This window comes from Mesorhizobium sp. P2_F7 (assembly GCF_056403695.1).
Genome location: NZ_JBFUFA010000011.1, coordinates 34,508 through 51,982, shown reverse-complemented (window position 1 = coordinate 51,982; position 17,475 = coordinate 34,508). Strand labels below are relative to the sequence as shown.

The 17,475-nt window shown below is 64.1% G+C and carries 15 protein-coding genes; 9 read left to right on the top strand and 6 right to left on the bottom strand.

Annotation, left to right across the window (positions count from 1 at the left end):
* Positions 1-7 precede the first annotated feature (7 nt).
* The 3 genes from AC1DZ8_RS26450 to AC1DZ8_RS26440 form a co-directional block, all read right to left on the bottom strand.
* Positions 8-1,123, bottom strand: a complete 1,116-nt coding sequence (locus AC1DZ8_RS26450) for an ABC transporter substrate-binding protein (RefSeq protein WP_477301740.1) — start codon at positions 1,121-1,123, stop codon at positions 8-10.
* 84 nt (positions 1,124-1,207) lie between these two features.
* Positions 1,208-2,299: an ABC transporter ATP-binding protein gene (locus AC1DZ8_RS26445; RefSeq protein ID WP_477301738.1), complete on the bottom strand. Its 1,092-nt coding sequence runs from the start codon at positions 2,297-2,299 to the stop codon at positions 1,208-1,210.
* A 147-nt stretch (positions 2,300-2,446) separates the two neighbouring features.
* Entirely contained in the window at positions 2,447-3,331 is an 885-nt protein-coding gene (locus AC1DZ8_RS26440) for a LysR substrate-binding domain-containing protein (RefSeq protein ID WP_477301736.1), read from the bottom strand.
* Positions 3,332-3,414: 83 nt separating this feature from the next.
* On the opposite strand from AC1DZ8_RS26440, the gene AC1DZ8_RS26435 reads away from it, so the two are divergent.
* Both AC1DZ8_RS26435 and AC1DZ8_RS26430 read left to right on the top strand, forming a co-directional pair.
* The gene (locus tag AC1DZ8_RS26435; RefSeq protein WP_477301734.1) at positions 3,415-5,007 is read left to right on the top strand and encodes a zinc-binding metallopeptidase family protein; all 1,593 of its coding nucleotides are present in this window, start codon (positions 3,415-3,417) and stop codon (positions 5,005-5,007) included.
* A gap of 32 nt (positions 5,008-5,039) precedes the next feature.
* Positions 5,040-5,972: a dimethylarginine dimethylaminohydrolase family protein gene (locus AC1DZ8_RS26430; protein ID WP_477301732.1), complete on the top strand. Its 933-nt coding sequence runs from the start codon at positions 5,040-5,042 to the stop codon at positions 5,970-5,972.
* Between the two features lie 286 nt (positions 5,973-6,258).
* Here the strand turns inward: AC1DZ8_RS26430 and nanR are convergent, their stop codons facing one another.
* Positions 6,259-6,960, bottom strand: coding sequence for a transcriptional regulator NanR (gene nanR, locus AC1DZ8_RS26425; RefSeq protein WP_477301972.1), 702 nt, complete (start codon positions 6,958-6,960; stop codon positions 6,259-6,261).
* Between the two features lie 189 nt (positions 6,961-7,149).
* Between nanR and AC1DZ8_RS26420 the strand changes: the two genes are divergently transcribed.
* From AC1DZ8_RS26420 to AC1DZ8_RS26400, 5 genes are all read left to right on the top strand, one after another.
* Positions 7,150-8,751: an ABC transporter substrate-binding protein gene (locus AC1DZ8_RS26420; protein ID WP_477301730.1), complete on the top strand. Its 1,602-nt coding sequence runs from the start codon at positions 7,150-7,152 to the stop codon at positions 8,749-8,751.
* A gap of 95 nt (positions 8,752-8,846) precedes the next feature.
* Positions 8,847-9,803, top strand: a complete 957-nt coding sequence (locus AC1DZ8_RS26415) for an ABC transporter permease (RefSeq protein WP_477301728.1) — start codon at positions 8,847-8,849, stop codon at positions 9,801-9,803.
* Positions 9,796-10,698: an oligopeptide ABC transporter permease gene (gene opp4C / locus AC1DZ8_RS26410; RefSeq protein WP_477301726.1), complete on the top strand. Its 903-nt coding sequence runs from the start codon at positions 9,796-9,798 to the stop codon at positions 10,696-10,698. The genes AC1DZ8_RS26415 and opp4C overlap by 8 nt, the downstream gene beginning before the upstream one ends.
* On the top strand, positions 10,695-12,764 hold the full coding sequence (locus tag AC1DZ8_RS26405; RefSeq protein WP_477301724.1) for an ABC transporter ATP-binding protein: 2,070 nt from the start codon (positions 10,695-10,697) through the stop codon (positions 12,762-12,764). The genes opp4C and AC1DZ8_RS26405 overlap by 4 nt, the downstream gene beginning before the upstream one ends.
* 132 nt (positions 12,765-12,896) lie before the next feature.
* A complete protein-coding gene (locus AC1DZ8_RS26400; protein WP_477301722.1) occupies positions 12,897-13,793 on the top strand; it encodes a dihydrodipicolinate synthase family protein in 897 nt (298 codons plus the stop codon).
* Positions 13,794-13,802: 9 nt separating this feature from the next.
* On the opposite strand, the gene AC1DZ8_RS26395 is transcribed toward AC1DZ8_RS26400, so the two are convergent.
* Both AC1DZ8_RS26395 and AC1DZ8_RS26390 read right to left on the bottom strand, forming a co-directional pair.
* Positions 13,803-14,348: a cytochrome c gene (locus AC1DZ8_RS26395; RefSeq protein WP_477301721.1), complete on the bottom strand. Its 546-nt coding sequence runs from the start codon at positions 14,346-14,348 to the stop codon at positions 13,803-13,805.
* 195 nt (positions 14,349-14,543) lie between these two features.
* The gene (locus tag AC1DZ8_RS26390) at positions 14,544-14,678 is read right to left on the bottom strand and encodes a hypothetical protein (protein ID WP_477401860.1); all 135 of its coding nucleotides are present in this window, start codon (positions 14,676-14,678) and stop codon (positions 14,544-14,546) included.
* Positions 14,679-14,882: 204 nt separating this feature from the next.
* On the opposite strand from AC1DZ8_RS26390, the gene AC1DZ8_RS26385 reads away from it, so the two are divergent.
* Together AC1DZ8_RS26385 and AC1DZ8_RS26380 are read left to right on the top strand one after the other, a co-directional pair.
* Positions 14,883-16,418, top strand: coding sequence for a DUF2778 domain-containing protein (locus AC1DZ8_RS26385; RefSeq protein ID WP_477301719.1), 1,536 nt, complete (start codon positions 14,883-14,885; stop codon positions 16,416-16,418).
* Positions 16,419-16,607: 189 nt separating this feature from the next.
* Entirely contained in the window at positions 16,608-17,393 is a 786-nt protein-coding gene (locus AC1DZ8_RS26380) for a ThuA domain-containing protein (protein ID WP_477301717.1), read from the top strand.
* Positions 17,394-17,475: the final 82 nt, after the last annotated feature.

Sequence of the window (17,475 nt, the reverse complement as noted above, 5' to 3'; positions counted from 1 at the left end):
ATCGTGATCAGGCCGAGATGATCTTGGTGTACTCGTCGAGCGCTGCCCCGTAATTCTTGGCGTACCAGTCCATGTCGAGCGCGATCTGCTTCTTCATGTTTTCGGGGTCGACCGGGTTGATGCGCTTCTTGTCGGCGGGGATCAGCGCGTCGGTGGCCGGATTGGCCGGACCCTGTCCGAGCTTGTCGAACATCACCAGCTGCTTTTGCGGATCCTGGGCGCTGGCGATGAACTTCATCGCCGCGTCCTTGCCGCCGGGGTTGCCCTTGAGCACGGCCAGCGCGCCGGGCGAGATCAGGCCCTGGTCCCAGATGAACTTGATCTTGCCGCCCGAGTCCTGCTCGATCAGCGAGGCGCGGGTCGACCACACGATGGCCATCGAGGCCTCGCCGTTGAGCAGCACGCTCTGGCTCTCGGCGCCGCCGCCCCAATAGGCCACGACGTTTTCCTTGAAGGCGGCGATCTTGTCATGCGCGCGCTTCAAATCGAGCGGGTAGAGCGAGGCAGGCGCGATGCCGTCGGCGAGAAGGGCTGCTTCCCAGCTCGACACGCCCCATTTGTAGAGCGAGCGCTTGCCTGGGAATTTCTTCACGTCGAAGAAATCGGCCATGCCGGTCGGCGCGTCCTTGCCGTATTTCTCGGAGTCATAGGCGATGACATAGGAGAAGAAATAGGTCGACGCGGCGTATTCCCAGCCAAAGCCGTCGCGCATCTTCTTCTTGTCGACGATGGCGTAATCGATCGGCTCCAGCGCGCCCTGGGCGCCGAGCGTGATGGCGGAGAACGGGTCGACGTCGACGAGGTCCCAGGTCGGCGCGCCGCTCTTGAACTGCGCGGCAATCGCGCCTTCAGTCGGACCCGAACCGTCCATCTTGACGGTGATGCCGGTGTCCTTGGTGAAGGCCTGGCCATAGGCGGCGTCATAAGCGGTGAGCGCATCGCCACCCCAATTGACCAGCACCAGTTCCTTGGCCTGCGCAAAGGCGCCGGTAGAGCGCAACAGCATCGGCGTGCCGGCCAGCACAAGAGCCGCAAGCTGCGTGAATTGCCGGCGCGAAATCTCGCCGCGCACTGCCCTGGCGGACAGGCCGTCGATCGCTTGTTTTTTGGTTTCGTTTGTCATGTCAGTTCCCCTTTTTTCGTTGGTCGTTCCGGTGGTTGTGGCGTGCTCCAGATTCTTTGCTGGAAGACTTCGCCGGTGTGGTCGTCATCCTCCGTCCGGAAGGAGGAAACCTTTTTCCGCCGGCCAGGTCAGCCAGACGGAATTGCCTTTGCTCAGCGCCGCGGCCGCGACCTCGTTCGGCACCGACACCGTCACCTTGGCGCCCTGGCGCGTCGTCAGGTCTAACTTGGTCGCCGCACCGAGATAGGTCGAGCCGACGGCGGTGGCGGCAATGCCGTTTTCGCCGGCGGCTGCTTCGCGCGCGATCGACATATGCTCGGGCCGGATCGCAAGGATGGCGTTGCCGTTGACTGCTTCGGCATTGCCGCGCAGTGTGATCGCACGGTCCTCGCAAAGCGCCGTGCCGCCATCATCGGCGCACTTCACACCCTTCAGCGGCAGCATGTTGATCTCGCCCAAAAACTCGGCGACGAAGCGGTTGGCGGGACGGTCGTAGACCTCGTCCGGTGCACCAACCTGCAGCAATTTGCCGTGGTTGAAGATGGCGACGCGCGACGACAACGCCAGCGCCTCGCTCTGGTCGTGGGTGACGAAGACGAAGGTGGTGCCGGTCTCCTGATGCAGCCGCTTCATCTCGGCCTGCATCTGGCCGCGCAGGCTCTTGTCCAGCGCCGAGAACGGCTCGTCGAGGAGCAGCACGCCGGGCTCGAACACCAAAGCGCGGGCCAACGCCACGCGCTGCTGCTGGCCGCCCGAAAGCTGCGCCGGAAGTTTCGTCTCGTGGCCCTTGAGGCCGACGCGCTCGACCATCTCGGCGACGCGGCGCTTGATCTCGGCTGCCGACTTTTTGCGCACCTTGAGCGGGAAGGCGATGTTGGCTTCGACCGACATATGCGGAAACAGCGCATAGCCCTGGAACACCATGCCGGCGGCGCGCTGCTCGGCCGGCCGCTCGGTGATGTCGACGCCGTCGCTGAAAAGCTTGCCGGCGGTCGGCTGAACGAAGCCGGCCAGGATCATCAGGAAGGTGGTCTTGCCCGAGCCGGAGGGGCCGAGCAGCGTCAAAAACTCGCCGCGGCCGATGTTGAGCGTCAGATCGTCCAACGCTCGGAAGGAGCCGAAGCTCTTGCCGATCCCGATTGCCTTGATCTCTGCGGCCCGGCCGGGTTGCTGCATCCTGCCTCTTCCTTGGTCGTAGCATGAGCGTAGGGCAGGGCGCCGGCTCACCGCAACCGAATAGTTTTCGCCTGATCGGCAAATTTGATTCACGGATGGCGGGTGGCGCGACGCCGAAGCTGCTGATCTCCCCCACGAGGGGGGAGATTAGCTAACTTCCGACAGTTTCGCTCTTAGCCACCCCGCAAACGCCTCCAGCACCGGGTGGTTCGCCTTGGCGTGCTCTGAAACCAAAAAGTACGAGCGCGGCGAGGGGATCGCGATGTCGAACGGTTTCACCAGCCGGCCTTCGCTCAATGCCCGACGGCTGGTCAGTTCGTCGCCCATGGCGATGCCCTGGCCGGCGATCGCGGCGGAAAAGACCAGATTCATGTCCGAGAAGAAAATACCGCCTTCGGTGTCGGGGTTTTCCACCTTGGACAGCGCCAGCCAGCGCGACCAGTCCTCGGTGTCGCCGAGATGCAGGAGGTTGGCGCGGAGCACGTCGGCCGGTTTGGAAAAGCCGCCGACCTTGTTGAGCAAGGTCGGGCTGCAGAGCGGCGTGAACGAGATTTCACACAGCGGCTCGACCGCGCGGTTCGGCCAGTTGCCGACGCCGAAAGCGATGAAGGCGTCGGCGTCGGGATTGCTGACGTCGTCGAGCCGCCTTGGCGTCAGGATCGACAGCGCCACGTCAGGATACATCTGCCGGAACTCGCCAATATGCGTGCATAAGAACAGCGAAGCGAAGCCCGGCGTGCAGGAGACGGCGAACGAGCCGCCGACGCCGGTGCCGGCCTGGCGTGTCACCGCATCGCCAAGCACGGTCAGCGCCTTCCTCACATCGGCCGCATAGCGCTGACCGCGTGGCGTCAGCGCGACACCCTTGCCGATGCGCTCCAAGAGGTCGAAGCCGAGGTCGCGTTCGAGCAGCCGCAGCTGATGGCTGACGGCGCTGCGGGTCAAATGCAGTTCGTCGGCGGCGCGCCAGACGCTGCCGTGACGGGCAAAACTGTCGAGGGCGCGCAGCGCCTGGGTGGAAGGTATTCGCAAGAAGCCTCAGGTGAACCGAATTTGCACGAACCGGGAAAACATATCACTTTTTGCAAAGCCGCTTCACTGCTTTCTTGGGCTGCATGGAGAAACCGGTGACGACCTCGGCGCAAGCCACCGCGCTTGCCTGTCTCGATGGCATCCAGCCGTCGCTGTCGGCGTGGACGCGCACCATTTTCGATTTCGGCGAGACCGCCTGGCGTGAATACCAGTCGGCGGCCTGGTATGTCGCGCGGTTGAAGCATGAGGACTTTTCGGTCGAGGAAGGCTCGGCCGGCATGCCGACCGCCTTTTGCGCGCATTGGACGAACGGACCAGGTCCGACCATCGGCATGTACGCTGAATACGACGCTGTGCCTGGCAACTGTCAGGACGCGGCGACGGTGAAGCGGCCACGCGCGGGTCTCGGCGGCGAGGCCGGCGGCCACACCGATCCGCATTCCGGGCTCGGCATCGCCAGCCTCGGCGGGCTTCTGGCCACCAAGGCGGCTATGCAGCGCCACGGCATCGAGGGCACGCTGCGCTTCACCGGCGAGCCGGCCGAGAAGGTGAGAGGCTCCAAGCCCATCCATGCGGCCAAAGGCTATTATGACGGCCTTGCCGGCATGATCTCCTTCCACCCCTTCTACATGCTGCCGCTCTGCAACACGGCGCGCTGGGACACGCATTGCGGCGCTGCCTATGCGATGGTCTACCGCTTCATCTGCGACGAACCCGAGAACTGGGTTCGCGCCGGCGATGGCGCGCCGATCCCGCAGGCGCATTCGGCGGTGCGCGCGCCCGGTGCCAACGATGCGCTGATGACGATGTACATGGCCTCCAAGGCGCTGCGCGATTCCATGCTGCCGCATCAGGGCGGCTGGTCGATCAGCGAGGCGATCCTCACCGCGGGACAGGCCACGGCCGACAATCTGCCGGCGGGCCTGGCCGAGATTCAGTACATGATCCGTGTGCCGACCATTGCCATGGCCGAGCAGGTCACCGCGGTGCTCGATCGCAATGCGCAAGCCGCTGCTACGATCAGCGGCTGCCGCTATGAGCGCCACTGGGTGTCGAAGTCGCGGCCCGGTCTCGCCAATCACGTGATGGCCGGGATCGCCTATGAAGCGCTGACCACGGTCGGCCCGCCGCACTGGGATGAGGCGGCGAAGACAATCGCCCGCGAGGTGCAGGTCAATGCCGGCGGCACGGCGACCGAAAACCCGTTTATCGATGAGATGGAGCGGCTGATCGCGCCGCAAGACGCCGAAGCCATCCTGCGCCGCGATTTGCCGCCGTCGCAGATCAACTCGACTTCTGACGATTACACCGACATGAGCTGGCACGCGCCGACGGCCCGCTTCTATGTCGCCCGCCCGGCGTTGCGCTCGGCGAATGGCCATGCCTACCCGTCTTGGGCGATGAATGCGCTGGGTGGCATCTCGGCCACCATCGATCCGATGGTCATTTGTGCTGCGAAGACTGTTGCGCTTGCGGCGCTTCGCCTGCTCGAGGACAAGGCCGCGCGCGATGCGGCGATGGACGAATTTGTCACCCGCACCGGCGGCGGCGTTGGCGGCGCGAACTGGATCGCGCCGCTTTGCGACTATGACCCGCCGATTAATTTCCGGTGGCCGGAATATGTCACCACCGCGCGTGGGCGCGACTGGTGGATTCCATCCGCCGGCACCGCATGACCAACCACCGATATCACCACGAGGAGAAGCCCATGACCGTCCATGACCGCATTGTCGCCGAACCATTCTCGCTGCAGCGCCGCAACCCCGCCGGCGGCACCAAGCCGCTGACCGCATGGGGTTTTGCCAACGAGACCGACGTGCTGACCGACGTTCTGCTCGGCTCTCCGAATTTCCTGCGCCATCTCTCGACCAGCTCGCTGTCGCGCAAGCATCTGCGCGAGGCGCCCTGCAACGTCCAGATCGCGCAGGCGCAGCACAAGGACCTCGTCGCCGCCTATGAGCATTTCGGCGTCAACATCCACTGGCACGAACCGACGCCGGAACTGCCGATGCAGGTCTATTCCCGCGATTCCAGCGTCATGACGCCCTACGGCGCCTTCATCACCGCCATGGCCAACTGGTGGCGTCGCGGCGAGAACTATGCCGCCATCCGCACCTACGAGAAGCTCGGCATTCCGATCTACGACATGGTCACCGCCGGCACTTTTGAAGGTGGCGACTTCAACGTCATCGAGGAGGGTGTGGTGCTGATCGGCTGCGGCGGCGCCCGCACGCAGGAGGAGGGCGCCCGTCAGGTGCAGGATTGGTTCGAGAAGGAAGGCTGGGAAACGCGCCTTGCCTTCATCGACGAATATTACGTCCACATCGACCTGATGGTGGTGCCGATCGCCGAAAAGCTCACCGCCGTCTGCCTCGCCTGCACCGAGCCAGGCATCGTCGACTGGCTGAAGGGCAAGGGCCACGAGATCATCGACGTGCCGTTCCAGGACACGATGGCGCTCGGCTGCAACTTCATGTCGCTGGGCAAGGACAGGGTGATCGCGCCGACGTCGAGCCAGACGCTGATCGGCCAGCTCAAGGCGCGCGGCTTCGAGGTCGCGGCCGTCGACATGAGCGAAATCTCCAAGACCGGCGGCGGCATCCACTGCATGGCGCAGGCGCTGAAGCGCGAGCCGGCGTAAGAGCCGCATTTGACAAAACAGGCCCGAGAGGGGAAATTGATTCGATCAATTGAAGGGGGATTCTGTGAAAAAAGCTTATGAAAAGCCGAGCCTGGCCAAAGCAGGCAAGCTCGGATCGGTGGTCGCCTCAATCTCGTCGAAGCCCGCTCCCTGAGCGCCTGAAGGCCAAAATTCGGCTGTCCTGGCTAACGACAACCGGATCGAACTGTATAATTTGACCGCAGCCCGCCGGCTTTGAACGGCGGGCTTTTTGCGTTGGGCCAAGCGCTGTGGGCGCATCAGCCGGCTAATCCTGTTTTCCCGAACCTGAATTGAACTTGCGCCTGGCGTTTTCCAGATGCGCACGCATCGCCTGGCCGGCGGCTTCCGGGTCATGGCGCTCGATCGCCTCGAACACCGCCAGGTGGCCGGCGAAACTCTTGCGATTCTCGATCTCGGTGTTGGCCATGTGGATGCGCTGATTGATCAGCCACTCGACCAGCGCCTCATGCGCGGCGAGGAAGATCGGATTGCCGGGGATGACGGTCAGGGCGCGGTGAAACGCGACGTCGGTGACGGCGAAGGCTCGCGCCCGGGCGATGGCACGCTCGTTTTCGGCAAGTGCTGCGGCTAGCGCGTCGATCTGTTCGCGTGTCGCCACCTCGGCGGCATGGCGCGCGATCGAGACCTCGAGAAACAGCCGCAATTGCTCGAAATGGCCGATCCCGTCGGGCTGATCCATCAAAAGATGCGCCGTGCCGGTCAGCTGCTCCAGCATGTTCTTCGGCGTCGGCCGCGTCACCTTCGGCCGCTCGCCGCTGTTGATCTTCACCAGCCCCATTTTTTCCAGTGCAAACAGCGCCTCGCGCACCGAGGGGCGGCCGACGTCGAACATCGACATCAGGTCGCGCTCGGACGGCAGCGAGGCGCCGACCGGATAGACCTCGTCGCGGATCATCGCCTCCAGGCGAAGGCGAACTTCATCCGACAATTTTTTTCGAACTGGCATATTGTGCATGGTCTACCTTTTAAGCTATTAGACCAGTTGCCGCAAGCAAGGATCTTGCGCAACCGAAGGGATGGAGGTCGCCGTCTTGCCGATGGGCACGGCGGTCGCGCGACGGGCGAAGATCTGGCGCGAAATCGGCCCGAGGCATGCCTCGATTTCGGCCGGCGAAAGCAACGGGAGGAAAATTCCATGAGAAGACTGTTGATGAGCTTTCTGTCGGCGCTGGCGCTGACCTTTGCTGCCGGCGCCGCGAAGGCAGCGGACGGTGGCACGTTCCGCTCGGCGATGCGCACCGGCTGCATCGAGATGGGCACGCTGCACACCACTTGCGGCCACAGGCTCGACGAGACAGTGCTGCAGGGTCTTGTCCACATCAAATGGACGGGCGACGGCGTGCAGCCGATGCTGGCCGAGAGCTGGAAGACGCCCGACGGCGGCAAGACCTACATCTTCAACCTGCGCCCTGGCGTCAAATGGCATGACGGCACGCCGTTCACCGCCAAGGACGTGGTGTTCAGCCTCAACCTCTACGCCAATCCCAAGGTCGGCTCGCCCTGGGCGCAGAAGCTTGGCGCGGTCGCCGGATACAAGGCTTTCCAGGATGGTTCGGCCTCCTCGCTTGCCGGGGTCAAAGCCCTCGATGACATGACCGTCCAGATCGAGCTCGACAGCGCCAAGCCGCTCTGGGTCGAGCTGCAGCTTATCGCTATCTCGATCTTTCCCGAACACATTCTGGGCAAGGTCGCACCCGGCGACATCAAGGGCAACGCCTTCTGGGTCAACCGCGTCGGCACCGGCCCGTTCATCTGGAAGAAATACGAGAGCGACCAGTATGTCGAGGTCGACCGCAACCCCGACTATTTCCTCGGCGCGCCGAAGCTCGATCGCATCATCTACCAGATCTACAAGGACGTGCCGCCGATCATTGCAGCGCTGGAGACACAGGAGGTCGACGCAATGTCCTATGAGGGCGGCGGCGTGCCGGTCTCCGAACTCGCCCGCTTGCAGAAGCTCGACTATCTGACGGTGCTGCCGAAATTCTCCGCCGGCCTGCCGACCTATCTGCAGTTCAATCTGGACAACAAGCGCTTCGCCGATGCGCGCGTGCGCCAGGCGATGCTCTATGCCATCGACCGCAAGGCCATCATCGAGACGGTCAAGCAAGGCGCCGGCGAACTGTTGAACACGCTGTTCCCGCAGGACTGGGCGCGCGCCAAGGACCTCGAACCCTACGACTACAATCCCGACAAGGCCAAGCAGTTGCTGACCGACGCTGGGTGGGATGCCAGCCAGCCGGTCGACTTCATCTACTACTATTCCGATCAGATGAACGTCGACACCGTCACCGCCATCCAGAGTTATCTCGCCGCAGTCGGCGTCAACATCCAGCCGCGCCTGCTCGATCCGGCGGCGATCAACCAGGTCTATGCCGATGGCAGCTTCCAGATGGGCTTCTTCGCGCAAGGCATGGGGCTCGATCCCTCGCTCGGCTCGCCGCTGGTCGTCTGCGGTGCCAAGCCTCTCGCCATGGGCTATTGCAATCCCAAGGTCGACGAACTCTTCAACAAGGGACTGGAATCCAACGACCGCGCCGTGCGCGCTGCGAGCTACCAGGAGGCCTCGCGCATCCTCAACCAGGACCTGCCAAAAGCCTGGCTGTGGAACGAGGTGCGGCCGCTCGCCTTCAACAACCGCATCGTCGGCCTTGCCCAGCACTTCAAGGAGCAGCCGCTCGTGATCTTCAACCACCCGGTCTACAACGAAGTCGAGAAGTGGGAAGTGGCGAAATAGACGCTGCGGAACGTCCTCGCTCACCGATCATGGAGTTCCGTCGAAGCCCCTTGATCCATCGCCTCAAAAGCCTCGCTCGAACATAGGAGAGGCCGGTGCTCAGCTATCTCCTGCGAAAACTGCTGTTCAGCATTCCGGTGCTGTTCGGCGTCACCGTGATCGTCTTTGCCATTGCGCATGCCATGCCGGGCGATGCCGTGCTGGCGATGATCACGGCGGAGGCGCCGTCGAGCGAGGCGCTGATCGCCATGCGGCGCGGCGAGCTCGGCCTCGACCAGCCGGTTTACATCCAGTACCTCAACTGGATCGGCCAGATTCTGCACGGCAATCTCGGCCGCTCCTTCGTCAATGGCCGCAGCGTCGGCGACATCATAGCAGAACGGCTGCCGATGACGCTGGAACTGATGGGCGCGGCACTTCTCGCAGCCTTCATCATCGGCACCACGCTCGGCGTGATCTCGGCGCTGCGGCAATACAAGGCCACCGACTATTCGCTGACGCTTGCCGGCTTTGTCGGCGTCTCGATCCCGGATTTCTTCATGGGGCTGCTGCTGGTCTATGTCTTTGCGCTGGAGCTGCGTTGGCTGCCTTCGTCGGGCATTTCCACGGCTGGCGACAGCTTCTCGCTCATCGACAATCTCAAACACCTGATCCTGCCGGCGGCAGCACTCGCTTTGTTCCGCGCCGCCATCTTCATGCGTTATGCCCGCGCCGGCATGCTCGAAGTGCTGAACCAGAGCTATATGCGCACCGCCAAGGCCAAGGGCCTGCGCCCCAGCACCATCACGCTGCGCCACGGCCTGCGCAACGCACTGATCCCGCTGGTCACCGTCTTCGGCCTGGCGCTGCCGACCTTGTTCGGCGGTTCGGTGGTGATCGAGACCATTTTTCAATGGCCGGGCATCGGCCTTGTGTTCATCGATTCTGTGGTCAACCGGGATAGCCCCGTCATCATGGGCTACGTGCTGATCACCGCCATCATTGTGATGCTGGCCAACCTCGCCACAGACCTTGCCTATAGCGTGCTCGACCCCAGGGTGAGCTATGACTGACGCCACCGCCGCCGACATCGCGGTCACTGCTGGGGCCTCGCGTGGCCTGTGGGGCGAGGCGGCGCGCCGCTTCCTGCAGCACCGCTTGGCGACGCTCGGCCTGATCATGCTCGCCTTCATCGTGCTCGCTTGCGTGCTGGCGCCGCTGATCGCGCATTACGGCCCGAACGACATCGACCTGAGGGGCCGCAACCAGCCGCCCGGTGGCGTACATTGGCTGGGCACGGACGGCACCGGCAGGGATATCTTTGCCCGCATCCTCTATGGCGGCCGCATCTCGCTGACGGTCGGCTTCGTCGCAGTAGCGATCTCGTCGGCGATAGGCATCTTCATCGGCTGCATCGCCGGCTATTTCGGCGGCAAGGTCGATCTCTTGCTGATGGGCCTGATCGACATGGTGCTGACCTTTCCGCGCCTGGTTATCATCATCGCCTTCGTCGCTGTCGTCGGCCCCAGCATCTTCAACACCATGGTGGTGATCGGCCTGCTCAGCTGGCCCTCCATCGCCCGACTGACGCGCGGCGAGATCCTGGCGCTGCGCAACCAGGAATTCATCCTTGCCGCGCGTTCGCTCGGCACCTCGCCATCGGTCATCATCCTCGAACACATATTGCCCAATGTGCTGAGCCCGATCCTGGTGGCGATCACGCTCGATGTCGCGACCGTCATCCTGCTCGAGGCGTCGCTCTCCTTCCTCGGTCTCGGCGCACAGGCGCCGGCTGCAAGCTGGGGCAACATGCTGCGCGATGCGCGCACACTGTCCATCCTCGAGAGCCAGCCCTGGATGTGGATTCCGCCCGGCGCCATGATCGCCATGGCCGTGCTCAGCATCAACTTCGTCGGCGACGGCCTGCGCGACGCGCTCGACCCGCAGCACGTCATGGGTGGCAAATGATGGGTGCCGACGCACTTGCCGTTGAAAGGGCCGCCAAGGGGATCGGACAGCAGTCGGTGCTTTCCGTGCAAGGGCTGGGCGTTCAGTTCGGTCCGCAAGGCAACTCCGTCTATGCCGTCAACGACGTTTCCTTCGAGCTTGCCGAAGGCGAGTCGCTGGCCATTGTCGGCGAGAGCGGTTCGGGAAAATCGGTCACCGTGCAGACGCTGATGGGCCTGATCCGCAAGCCGCCCGGCCGTGTTACAGCGGGCCGGGCGCTGTTTCGCGGCCGCGATCTGCTGGCCATGCCCGACAGCGAGTTGCGCCAGATCCGTGGCCGAGACATCGCCATGATCTTCCAGGACCCGATGTCGTCGCTGAACCCCGTGCTTACCATCGGCCTGCAGCTGACCGAGGCGCTGAGCGAGCATCAGGGCCTGAACGAAGCCGAGGCTGAACGCCAGGCGCTCGACATGCTGGCGCTCGTCGGCATCGCCAACGGCCCGCAGCGCATGCGCGCCTTTCCGCACCAGTTCTCCGGCGGCCAGTTGCAACGCATCGGCATCGCCATGGCGCTGGTCTGCAAGCCGTCGATCCTGATCGCCGACGAGCCGACGACGGCGCTCGACGTCACCATCCAGGCGCAGATCGTCGAACTGGTCGCGCGCCTGCAAAAGCAACTCGGCATGGCGATCATCTGGATCAGCCATGACCTCAGCCTGGTCGCCGGCTTCGTCGACCGCGTCGCAGTCATGTATGCCGGCTCGATCGTCGAATGCGCGCCGGTCGATGCGCTCTTCTCGTCAACGACGCACCCCTACACGATCGGCCTGTTGAACTCGATCCCGTCGCTGACGGCCGACAACGCCAGGCTGGTGCCCATCAAGGGCGCGCCGCCCAATGTCACGTTGCCGCCGACCTTCTGCGCCTTCGCGCCGCGCTGCGACTACGCCGAGGCGCGTTGCCGTGAGGCGAAGCCGCCACTGGAAGCGGTTGGCGCCGGCCACACCACCGCCTGCTGGCGCTGGCGCGAGGTCGACCATCTGCCACGGCCGACGGCCGCGGCACAAAGCGCGAAGCCTGCTGCCGCGGCCGGGAAGGACGCGCTGCTCTCCGTCACCGATCTCAAAGTGCATTTCCCGATCCGGCGCGGCGTGCTCAGGCGGCAGGTCGGCGCGGTGCACGCCGTCGACGGCGTCAGCTTCGAGGTGCTGCGTGGCGAGACACTGGCGCTGGTCGGCGAAAGCGGCTGCGGCAAATCGACGACCGGCCGCGCCGTGCTTGGGCTGGAGCGGCCAAGTGCTGGCCGCATCGTGTTCGAGGGCAGGGACTATGCCGGCGCAACCGGCGAAGAATTGAAGCAGCGCCGCCGCGATATGCAGATGGTGTTCCAGAACCCGTTCGGCTCGCTCAATCCGCGCATGACCGTCGGCCGCATCATCGGCGAGGGCCTGCGCGCGCAGAAGATCGGCACCCGCGCCACGCGCGATGCAAGGGTCAGCGAATTGCTGGCGCTGGTCGGCTTGCGGGAAGCGCTGCGCAACCGCTATCCTTTCGAGCTCTCCGGCGGCCAGCGCCAGCGCGTGGGCATTGCCCGTGCGCTGGCAGCCAATCCGAAATTCATCATCGCCGACGAGCCGATCTCGGCGCTCGACGTCTCCATCCAGGCGCAGATTGTCAACCTGCTTGATGACCTCAAGACACGCCTTGGCCTGACCTATCTGTTCGTCGGCCACGATCTGTCGATGATCCGCTATCTCAGCGACCGTGTCGCGGTGATGTATCTTGGTCGCATCGTCGAGATCGGTACCACCGCCACCGTGTTCGGCAGCCCGCTGCACCCCTATATGCGTGCGCTGCTGTCGGCGATCCCGGTGCCCGACCCGAAGGCCGGCGGCACCCGCCGGCGCATCGTGCTTGGCGGCGGCGTGCCCGATCCGTCGAAGCCGCCGTCCGGCTGCCATTTCCATCCGCGCTGTCCGAAAGCGACCGACATTTGCAGCAAGGTGGACCCGCAACCGCGCGATTTTGGCTCGATCGCAGCGGGCCGGCACCTCGTTGCCTGCCACCACGCCGGTGAGGCCTGACCGATGCCTCCGAACCCAATCCGGTTGTCGAAAAAGATCATGCCGAAACAACACCATAGAGCCGGAACCGGAATCAGAGGTTCAGGCTCAGGTTTCCCCGAGACAATCCTGACAGCACCGAGGACTTAAGCAATGAGCAAAGAATTGGCGGGCATGTATGCCGCCTTGATGACCGGCCTCAGCGATGCCGGCGAGTTCGACCCGCAACGCCAGCGCAACATCAATGATTACGTCCTGCGCCAGGGCCTGGCCGGCCTCTATGTCGGCGGCTCAAGCGGCGAGTCCGGACTGCTGACGGTGGATGAATTGCTGGCCCAGCAGGAGGTGGTGTCCGCCGGCGCCGCTGGGGCGGGCGTCAATCTGATCGCCCATGTCGGCATGCCGAATCTGCGCGATTCCATCCGCCTGGCGCGGCACGCGAAAAAGCTCGGCTATCACGCGCTGTCGGCGCTGCCGCCGCATTCCTATCCCTTCTCCGACGAGGAGGTGTACGGCTATTACCAGGCGCTGGCGGCGGCGACGGACCTGCGGTTGATCGTCTACGAAATCCCGTTGCGAACCGGCCGCCCCTTGCCGCTTGCCTTGCTGGTCAGGCTTCTCGATCTCGGCAATGTCGTCGGCATCAAATACACCTCCACCGACCTGTTCAAATACTCGATGCTGCGCAAGCGGCAGCCGCAAAAACTGTTCTTCTACGGCTTCGACGAGATCTACGCCGCCGCCGGCATGCTGGGCACCGAAGGTGGCATCGGCACCACCTACAATCTGCTCGGGCGGCTCTATCTCTCGATCGACCAGGCTGTCCGCGCCGGCGACCTGGCGCAGGCGAAAACCTTGCAGATGGTGTCGCAGGATTTCGTCGAAGCGCTGCTCGAGACCGGCGTGCTGCCGGGCATGAAAGCGGCCTTCCGTGTCATCGGCGTCGATTGCGGCCCGACCCGCGCGCCGATGGCGCCAGCCGTCAAGGACGCCGAGGATCGGATGCGCGCCGTTCTCGCCCGCCCGGCGATCAGGGAGTGGCTGGCGTGACAGGCAGCCTCACTCGGCCTTCTGCCTGAACTTCGAATGACAGGCCGAGCAATCCTGCAGGATAAGGTGCAGAATATGCTCCGCCGGCAGTTTGGCCGGATCCGCTGGGGTCGCGCGCTTGCCGAGCAGGCTGCCGCCGCCCATCGCCAGACCGGCACCCATGCGCATGTCGTTGGTGATGACGGCGGGAGCGCTTTCGGCCTTGGCGGCCAGCGCGCTGGCCAGCGTCCCGATGTGATTTGCCAGCGCTTCGAAGTCCGCCCGCGACTGATCGATCTCCTGCCTGGCCTGCGAAGGTGGCCCCAGCGATGCGCTCGGAAACTCGGCAATCAGGGCAGGGCCGGTGCGTGCGCGCAGGGTTTGCGCCGCCGCCTTGAAAGTCGCGGTGTCATAGGCTTGCCGGCCGTCGAACATGCCGGCGATGGTTTTCGCCGCCGCCGCCATCTCCTTCATCGACGCTTGGCGCGCTTTCACAATCGGCCCGTCGCCGGCGGAGGCCGCCATCGTGAGGGCACAGACCAGCCACGGCAGTGCCGCTTTCACAGTCCATCTCACCGCGCCATGTCCTCGCCGCCCCATCCATCCGTGATCAGCCAGCCGCAGCAGGAGTTCGATTTGAGGTCGGATTCTTCGGTCGTGATGGCGATACGCATCGATAAAAATCCGTCGTCGGAGGCCTCTGTCTCGGAGACGGATAGACCTTCCAGCCACCGGAAGGTCAACTGCTTGAAACAGTCGATCGGCGGGCAGTCAGCCCAGGCTTGCAGAGACCTGACGCAGCGTTTTCTTGACTTGGATCACAAAAACGGGCAGCAAGGGCGAGGTGAGGGAGAGCATTTCTACCGTGGCAGAGACCATGGAGATCTCTTTTTTCGTATCGGGCACCGTATAATCGGTGGCTGATGGAGGGATTGGTTAACCAACTTTGTCCATCTTTTGATTCAATCGGCAACAGACGCGAAAGGTGCAGGGGGCACCAGCGAACTGTGGATGTCACGGATGCGAGGGTCGCAAGCCTGCATGCCGATTGAGAGTGGTTGTATGGCGTTTTTGCGTTTGAAAAACCGGGGCGACAATCCTGAACGGGATTTGACTTCGAAGAGATCCGGCCAGCGCTGGGTGGTGGTGCCGGTCGTCGGCGCGGCCCTTGCGCTGTGGTCGGTGGCGACCATGGCCGGCCTCTATTCGCTGGGCACCTCGCTCACCGCCGCGTCCAGCAGCCTTCCGCAAAGCCTGCTTCTGCCAAACGCTGCACTTGCCGATTCGCGCCGCAGCCTCGCCAATTCGTGGGCGCCGCGGCTTTCGGCGCAAAAGTTCCAGGCCTCGCTGCTCAGCCAATGCGACGCCGGCTGCAGGCGCGCTGCCGCCAGCTTCGCGCATGACGGTAAGACGGCGCGGCTGCACCTCGCCGCCCACGATGCAGCGCCGGCCGCCACAAACACGATCGCTGCAAACACCGGCGCCGCACCAAACACCAGCATCGCATTTGTCACCCCGCGCGATGCGCGCTTTGACGGCGTGGTGGCCAAGGCAAAGCTGTCGCCGCAAAAGCTGGCCGCAGCCTTCGCCAAGGCCTCGAATGCGCCCTTCATGCTTGCCAGCCTTCCGGCCGCTGCCCGTTTCGCCGAAGTCCGCATGCCCGACCAGAATGGCCCGGCCTCGGAGCGCTTTGGGCCGGAAGTGGCCGAGGTCGAACGCTCGTCCCGCCTGGCGCTCGCGCTCGCGAACAGTCTGCCGGAAGGCGCTGATATGCTGGCGCCGCCGCCGGCCGTCGCGGCAATCGCCAGTGCGCAAGATCCTGAGCAGGCCGAGGTTCAGGTCGCTTCGTTGCCGCCGCAGGACGATCTGCCGGGCAGCATTGCGCTGCCGGGTCGGCGTCCGCGCGCCGAAACCGCTCAGCCTGCCGAGGCGCCCAGCAAACCCAGGGCACAAGCGGCCAAGCCTCAGGCGGCCAAGCCACAGACCGACAGGGCGGCCGGGACCGCGGCATCCCAGTCGCCAGGCTTTGTGTCACCGCGCTCACCGCGCAATTCCCAGGACGTCGCCGCACTGCCGGGCGTGCCAGGCAGCGAGACCATTCGCACCAAGCCGGGCAAGCGCGTGAAGGCGCAAGCCGGCGAGATGCTGGCCTATGCCAAACCGGATGTCCCGGCTGGCGGTGTCGGCCGGGCCTTCAAGGATCTGTTCGCCACGCCCAACATGGGCAACGGCGTCGCCATCTACGATATCTCGGCCAAGACCGTCTACATGCCGGACGGCTCGCGGCTCGAGGCGCATTCGGGAATTGGCGCGATGGCCGACCAGCCGCGCTACGCCAACCGTAAGAATGTCGGCCCGACACCGCCCGGCACCTATGACTTGAAGCTGCGCGAATCGCGCTTCTACGGTGTCGAGGCGATACGTCTCACCCCAACCAGCGGCAGCAACCAATATGGCCGCGCCGGCCTGCTCGCCCACTCCTACCTGCTGCGCGGCGGCCGTGCGGAATCCCATGGCTGCGTGGCCTTCAAGGACTATGCGCGCTTCCTAGCCGCCTACAAGAAGGGCAAGATCAAGCGCCTCGTCGTGGTGCCGCGCATGTCGAAAACGCTGAAGCAAGTCGCCTCGAATGGCAGCCGCGCCTGAATCGGTTTAGCAGGATGAGCCTCTATCATCCTGTTTAAAATGGTATTTTCCGCAAGGCTACTCCGAGATCGATGATCTCGACGTTCTCCGCAATTGTCAGCAGCCGGCATTGAAAGCGTTTTCAATTCCGGCTGGGGATACTATGAGTGGACCGCGGCGGCTCCAGCTTCAAACAGTCAAGAGGACATCATGACAATACGCGCTGTCGTTTGGGGCGAGAACATCCATGAGCGGACCAATGAAGTGGTCGCCGCCCTCTATCCCGAGGGCATGCACACGACCATCGCCAAGGCGCTGAATGCCGACAAGGCGATCTCCGCCTCGACCGCCACGCTCGAACAGCCCGAGCATGGCCTGCCGGCCGATCGCCTGGCCGAGACCGACGTGCTGGTCTGGTGGGGCCACAAGGACCATGGCGCGGTTGCCGACGAAGTCGTCGAGCGCGTCGCCCGCCGTGTCTGGGAAGGCATGGGGCTGATCGTTCTGCATTCCGGCCATTTCTCGAAAATCTTCAAGCGGCTGATGGGCACGCCCTGCACGCTGAAATGGCGGGAGGCAGGCGAGCGCGAGCGGCTCTGGGTCACCAGCCCCAGCCATCCGATCGCCGAAGGCGTTGGCGAGTTTTTCGAGCTTGAGAATGAAGAAATGTATGGCGAGCAGTTCGCCGTGCCGGAGCCGCTGGAGACGGTCTTCATCTCCTGGTTCCAGGGCGGCGAGGTGTTCCGCTCAGGGCTGACCTACCGTCGCGGCGCCGGCAACGTCTTCTACTTCCGCCCGGGTCATGAGACCTATCCGACCTATCATGACGCCACTGTGCACAAGGTGCTGCGCAACGCGGTGAAGTGGGCGCACAACCCGCAAGGCACCAAGTCAGCCATTCTCGACGCGCCGAATGTGCCTGTGGAGAAAGCGCTGGAGCCGATCGTCGAGCGCGGCGGCAAGCTGCATGCCTCTGGCGAGGCCGGCTTCCGCTAAAACAACCCCAGGAAAAAGGCGCGGCGGCTTCCCTATGGATTCGGCTAGACCGCGTTTGTCTCATATGTTTGAATCGAACCAA

Coding starts and splice junctions, on each gene's coding strand:
- AC1DZ8_RS26450 (WP_477301740.1), bottom strand. CDS start 1,123: ATGACAAACGAAACCAAAAAACAAGCGATCGACGGCCTGTCCGCCAGG.
- AC1DZ8_RS26445 (WP_477301738.1), bottom strand. CDS start 2,299: ATGCAGCAACCCGGCCGGGCCGCAGAGATCAAGGCAATCGGGATCGGC.
- AC1DZ8_RS26435 (WP_477301734.1), top strand. CDS start 3,415: ATGGAGAAACCGGTGACGACCTCGGCGCAAGCCACCGCGCTTGCCTGT.
- AC1DZ8_RS26430 (WP_477301732.1), top strand. CDS start 5,040: ATGACCGTCCATGACCGCATTGTCGCCGAACCATTCTCGCTGCAGCGC.
- nanR (WP_477301972.1), bottom strand. CDS start 6,960: ATGCCAGTTCGAAAAAAATTGTCGGATGAAGTTCGCCTTCGCCTGGAG.
- AC1DZ8_RS26420 (WP_477301730.1), top strand. CDS start 7,150: ATGAGAAGACTGTTGATGAGCTTTCTGTCGGCGCTGGCGCTGACCTTT.
- opp4C (WP_477301726.1), top strand. CDS start 9,796: ATGACTGACGCCACCGCCGCCGACATCGCGGTCACTGCTGGGGCCTCG.
- AC1DZ8_RS26405 (WP_477301724.1), top strand. CDS start 10,695: ATGATGGGTGCCGACGCACTTGCCGTTGAAAGGGCCGCCAAGGGGATC.
- AC1DZ8_RS26400 (WP_477301722.1), top strand. CDS start 12,897: ATGAGCAAAGAATTGGCGGGCATGTATGCCGCCTTGATGACCGGCCTC.
- AC1DZ8_RS26380 (WP_477301717.1), top strand. CDS start 16,608: ATGACAATACGCGCTGTCGTTTGGGGCGAGAACATCCATGAGCGGACC.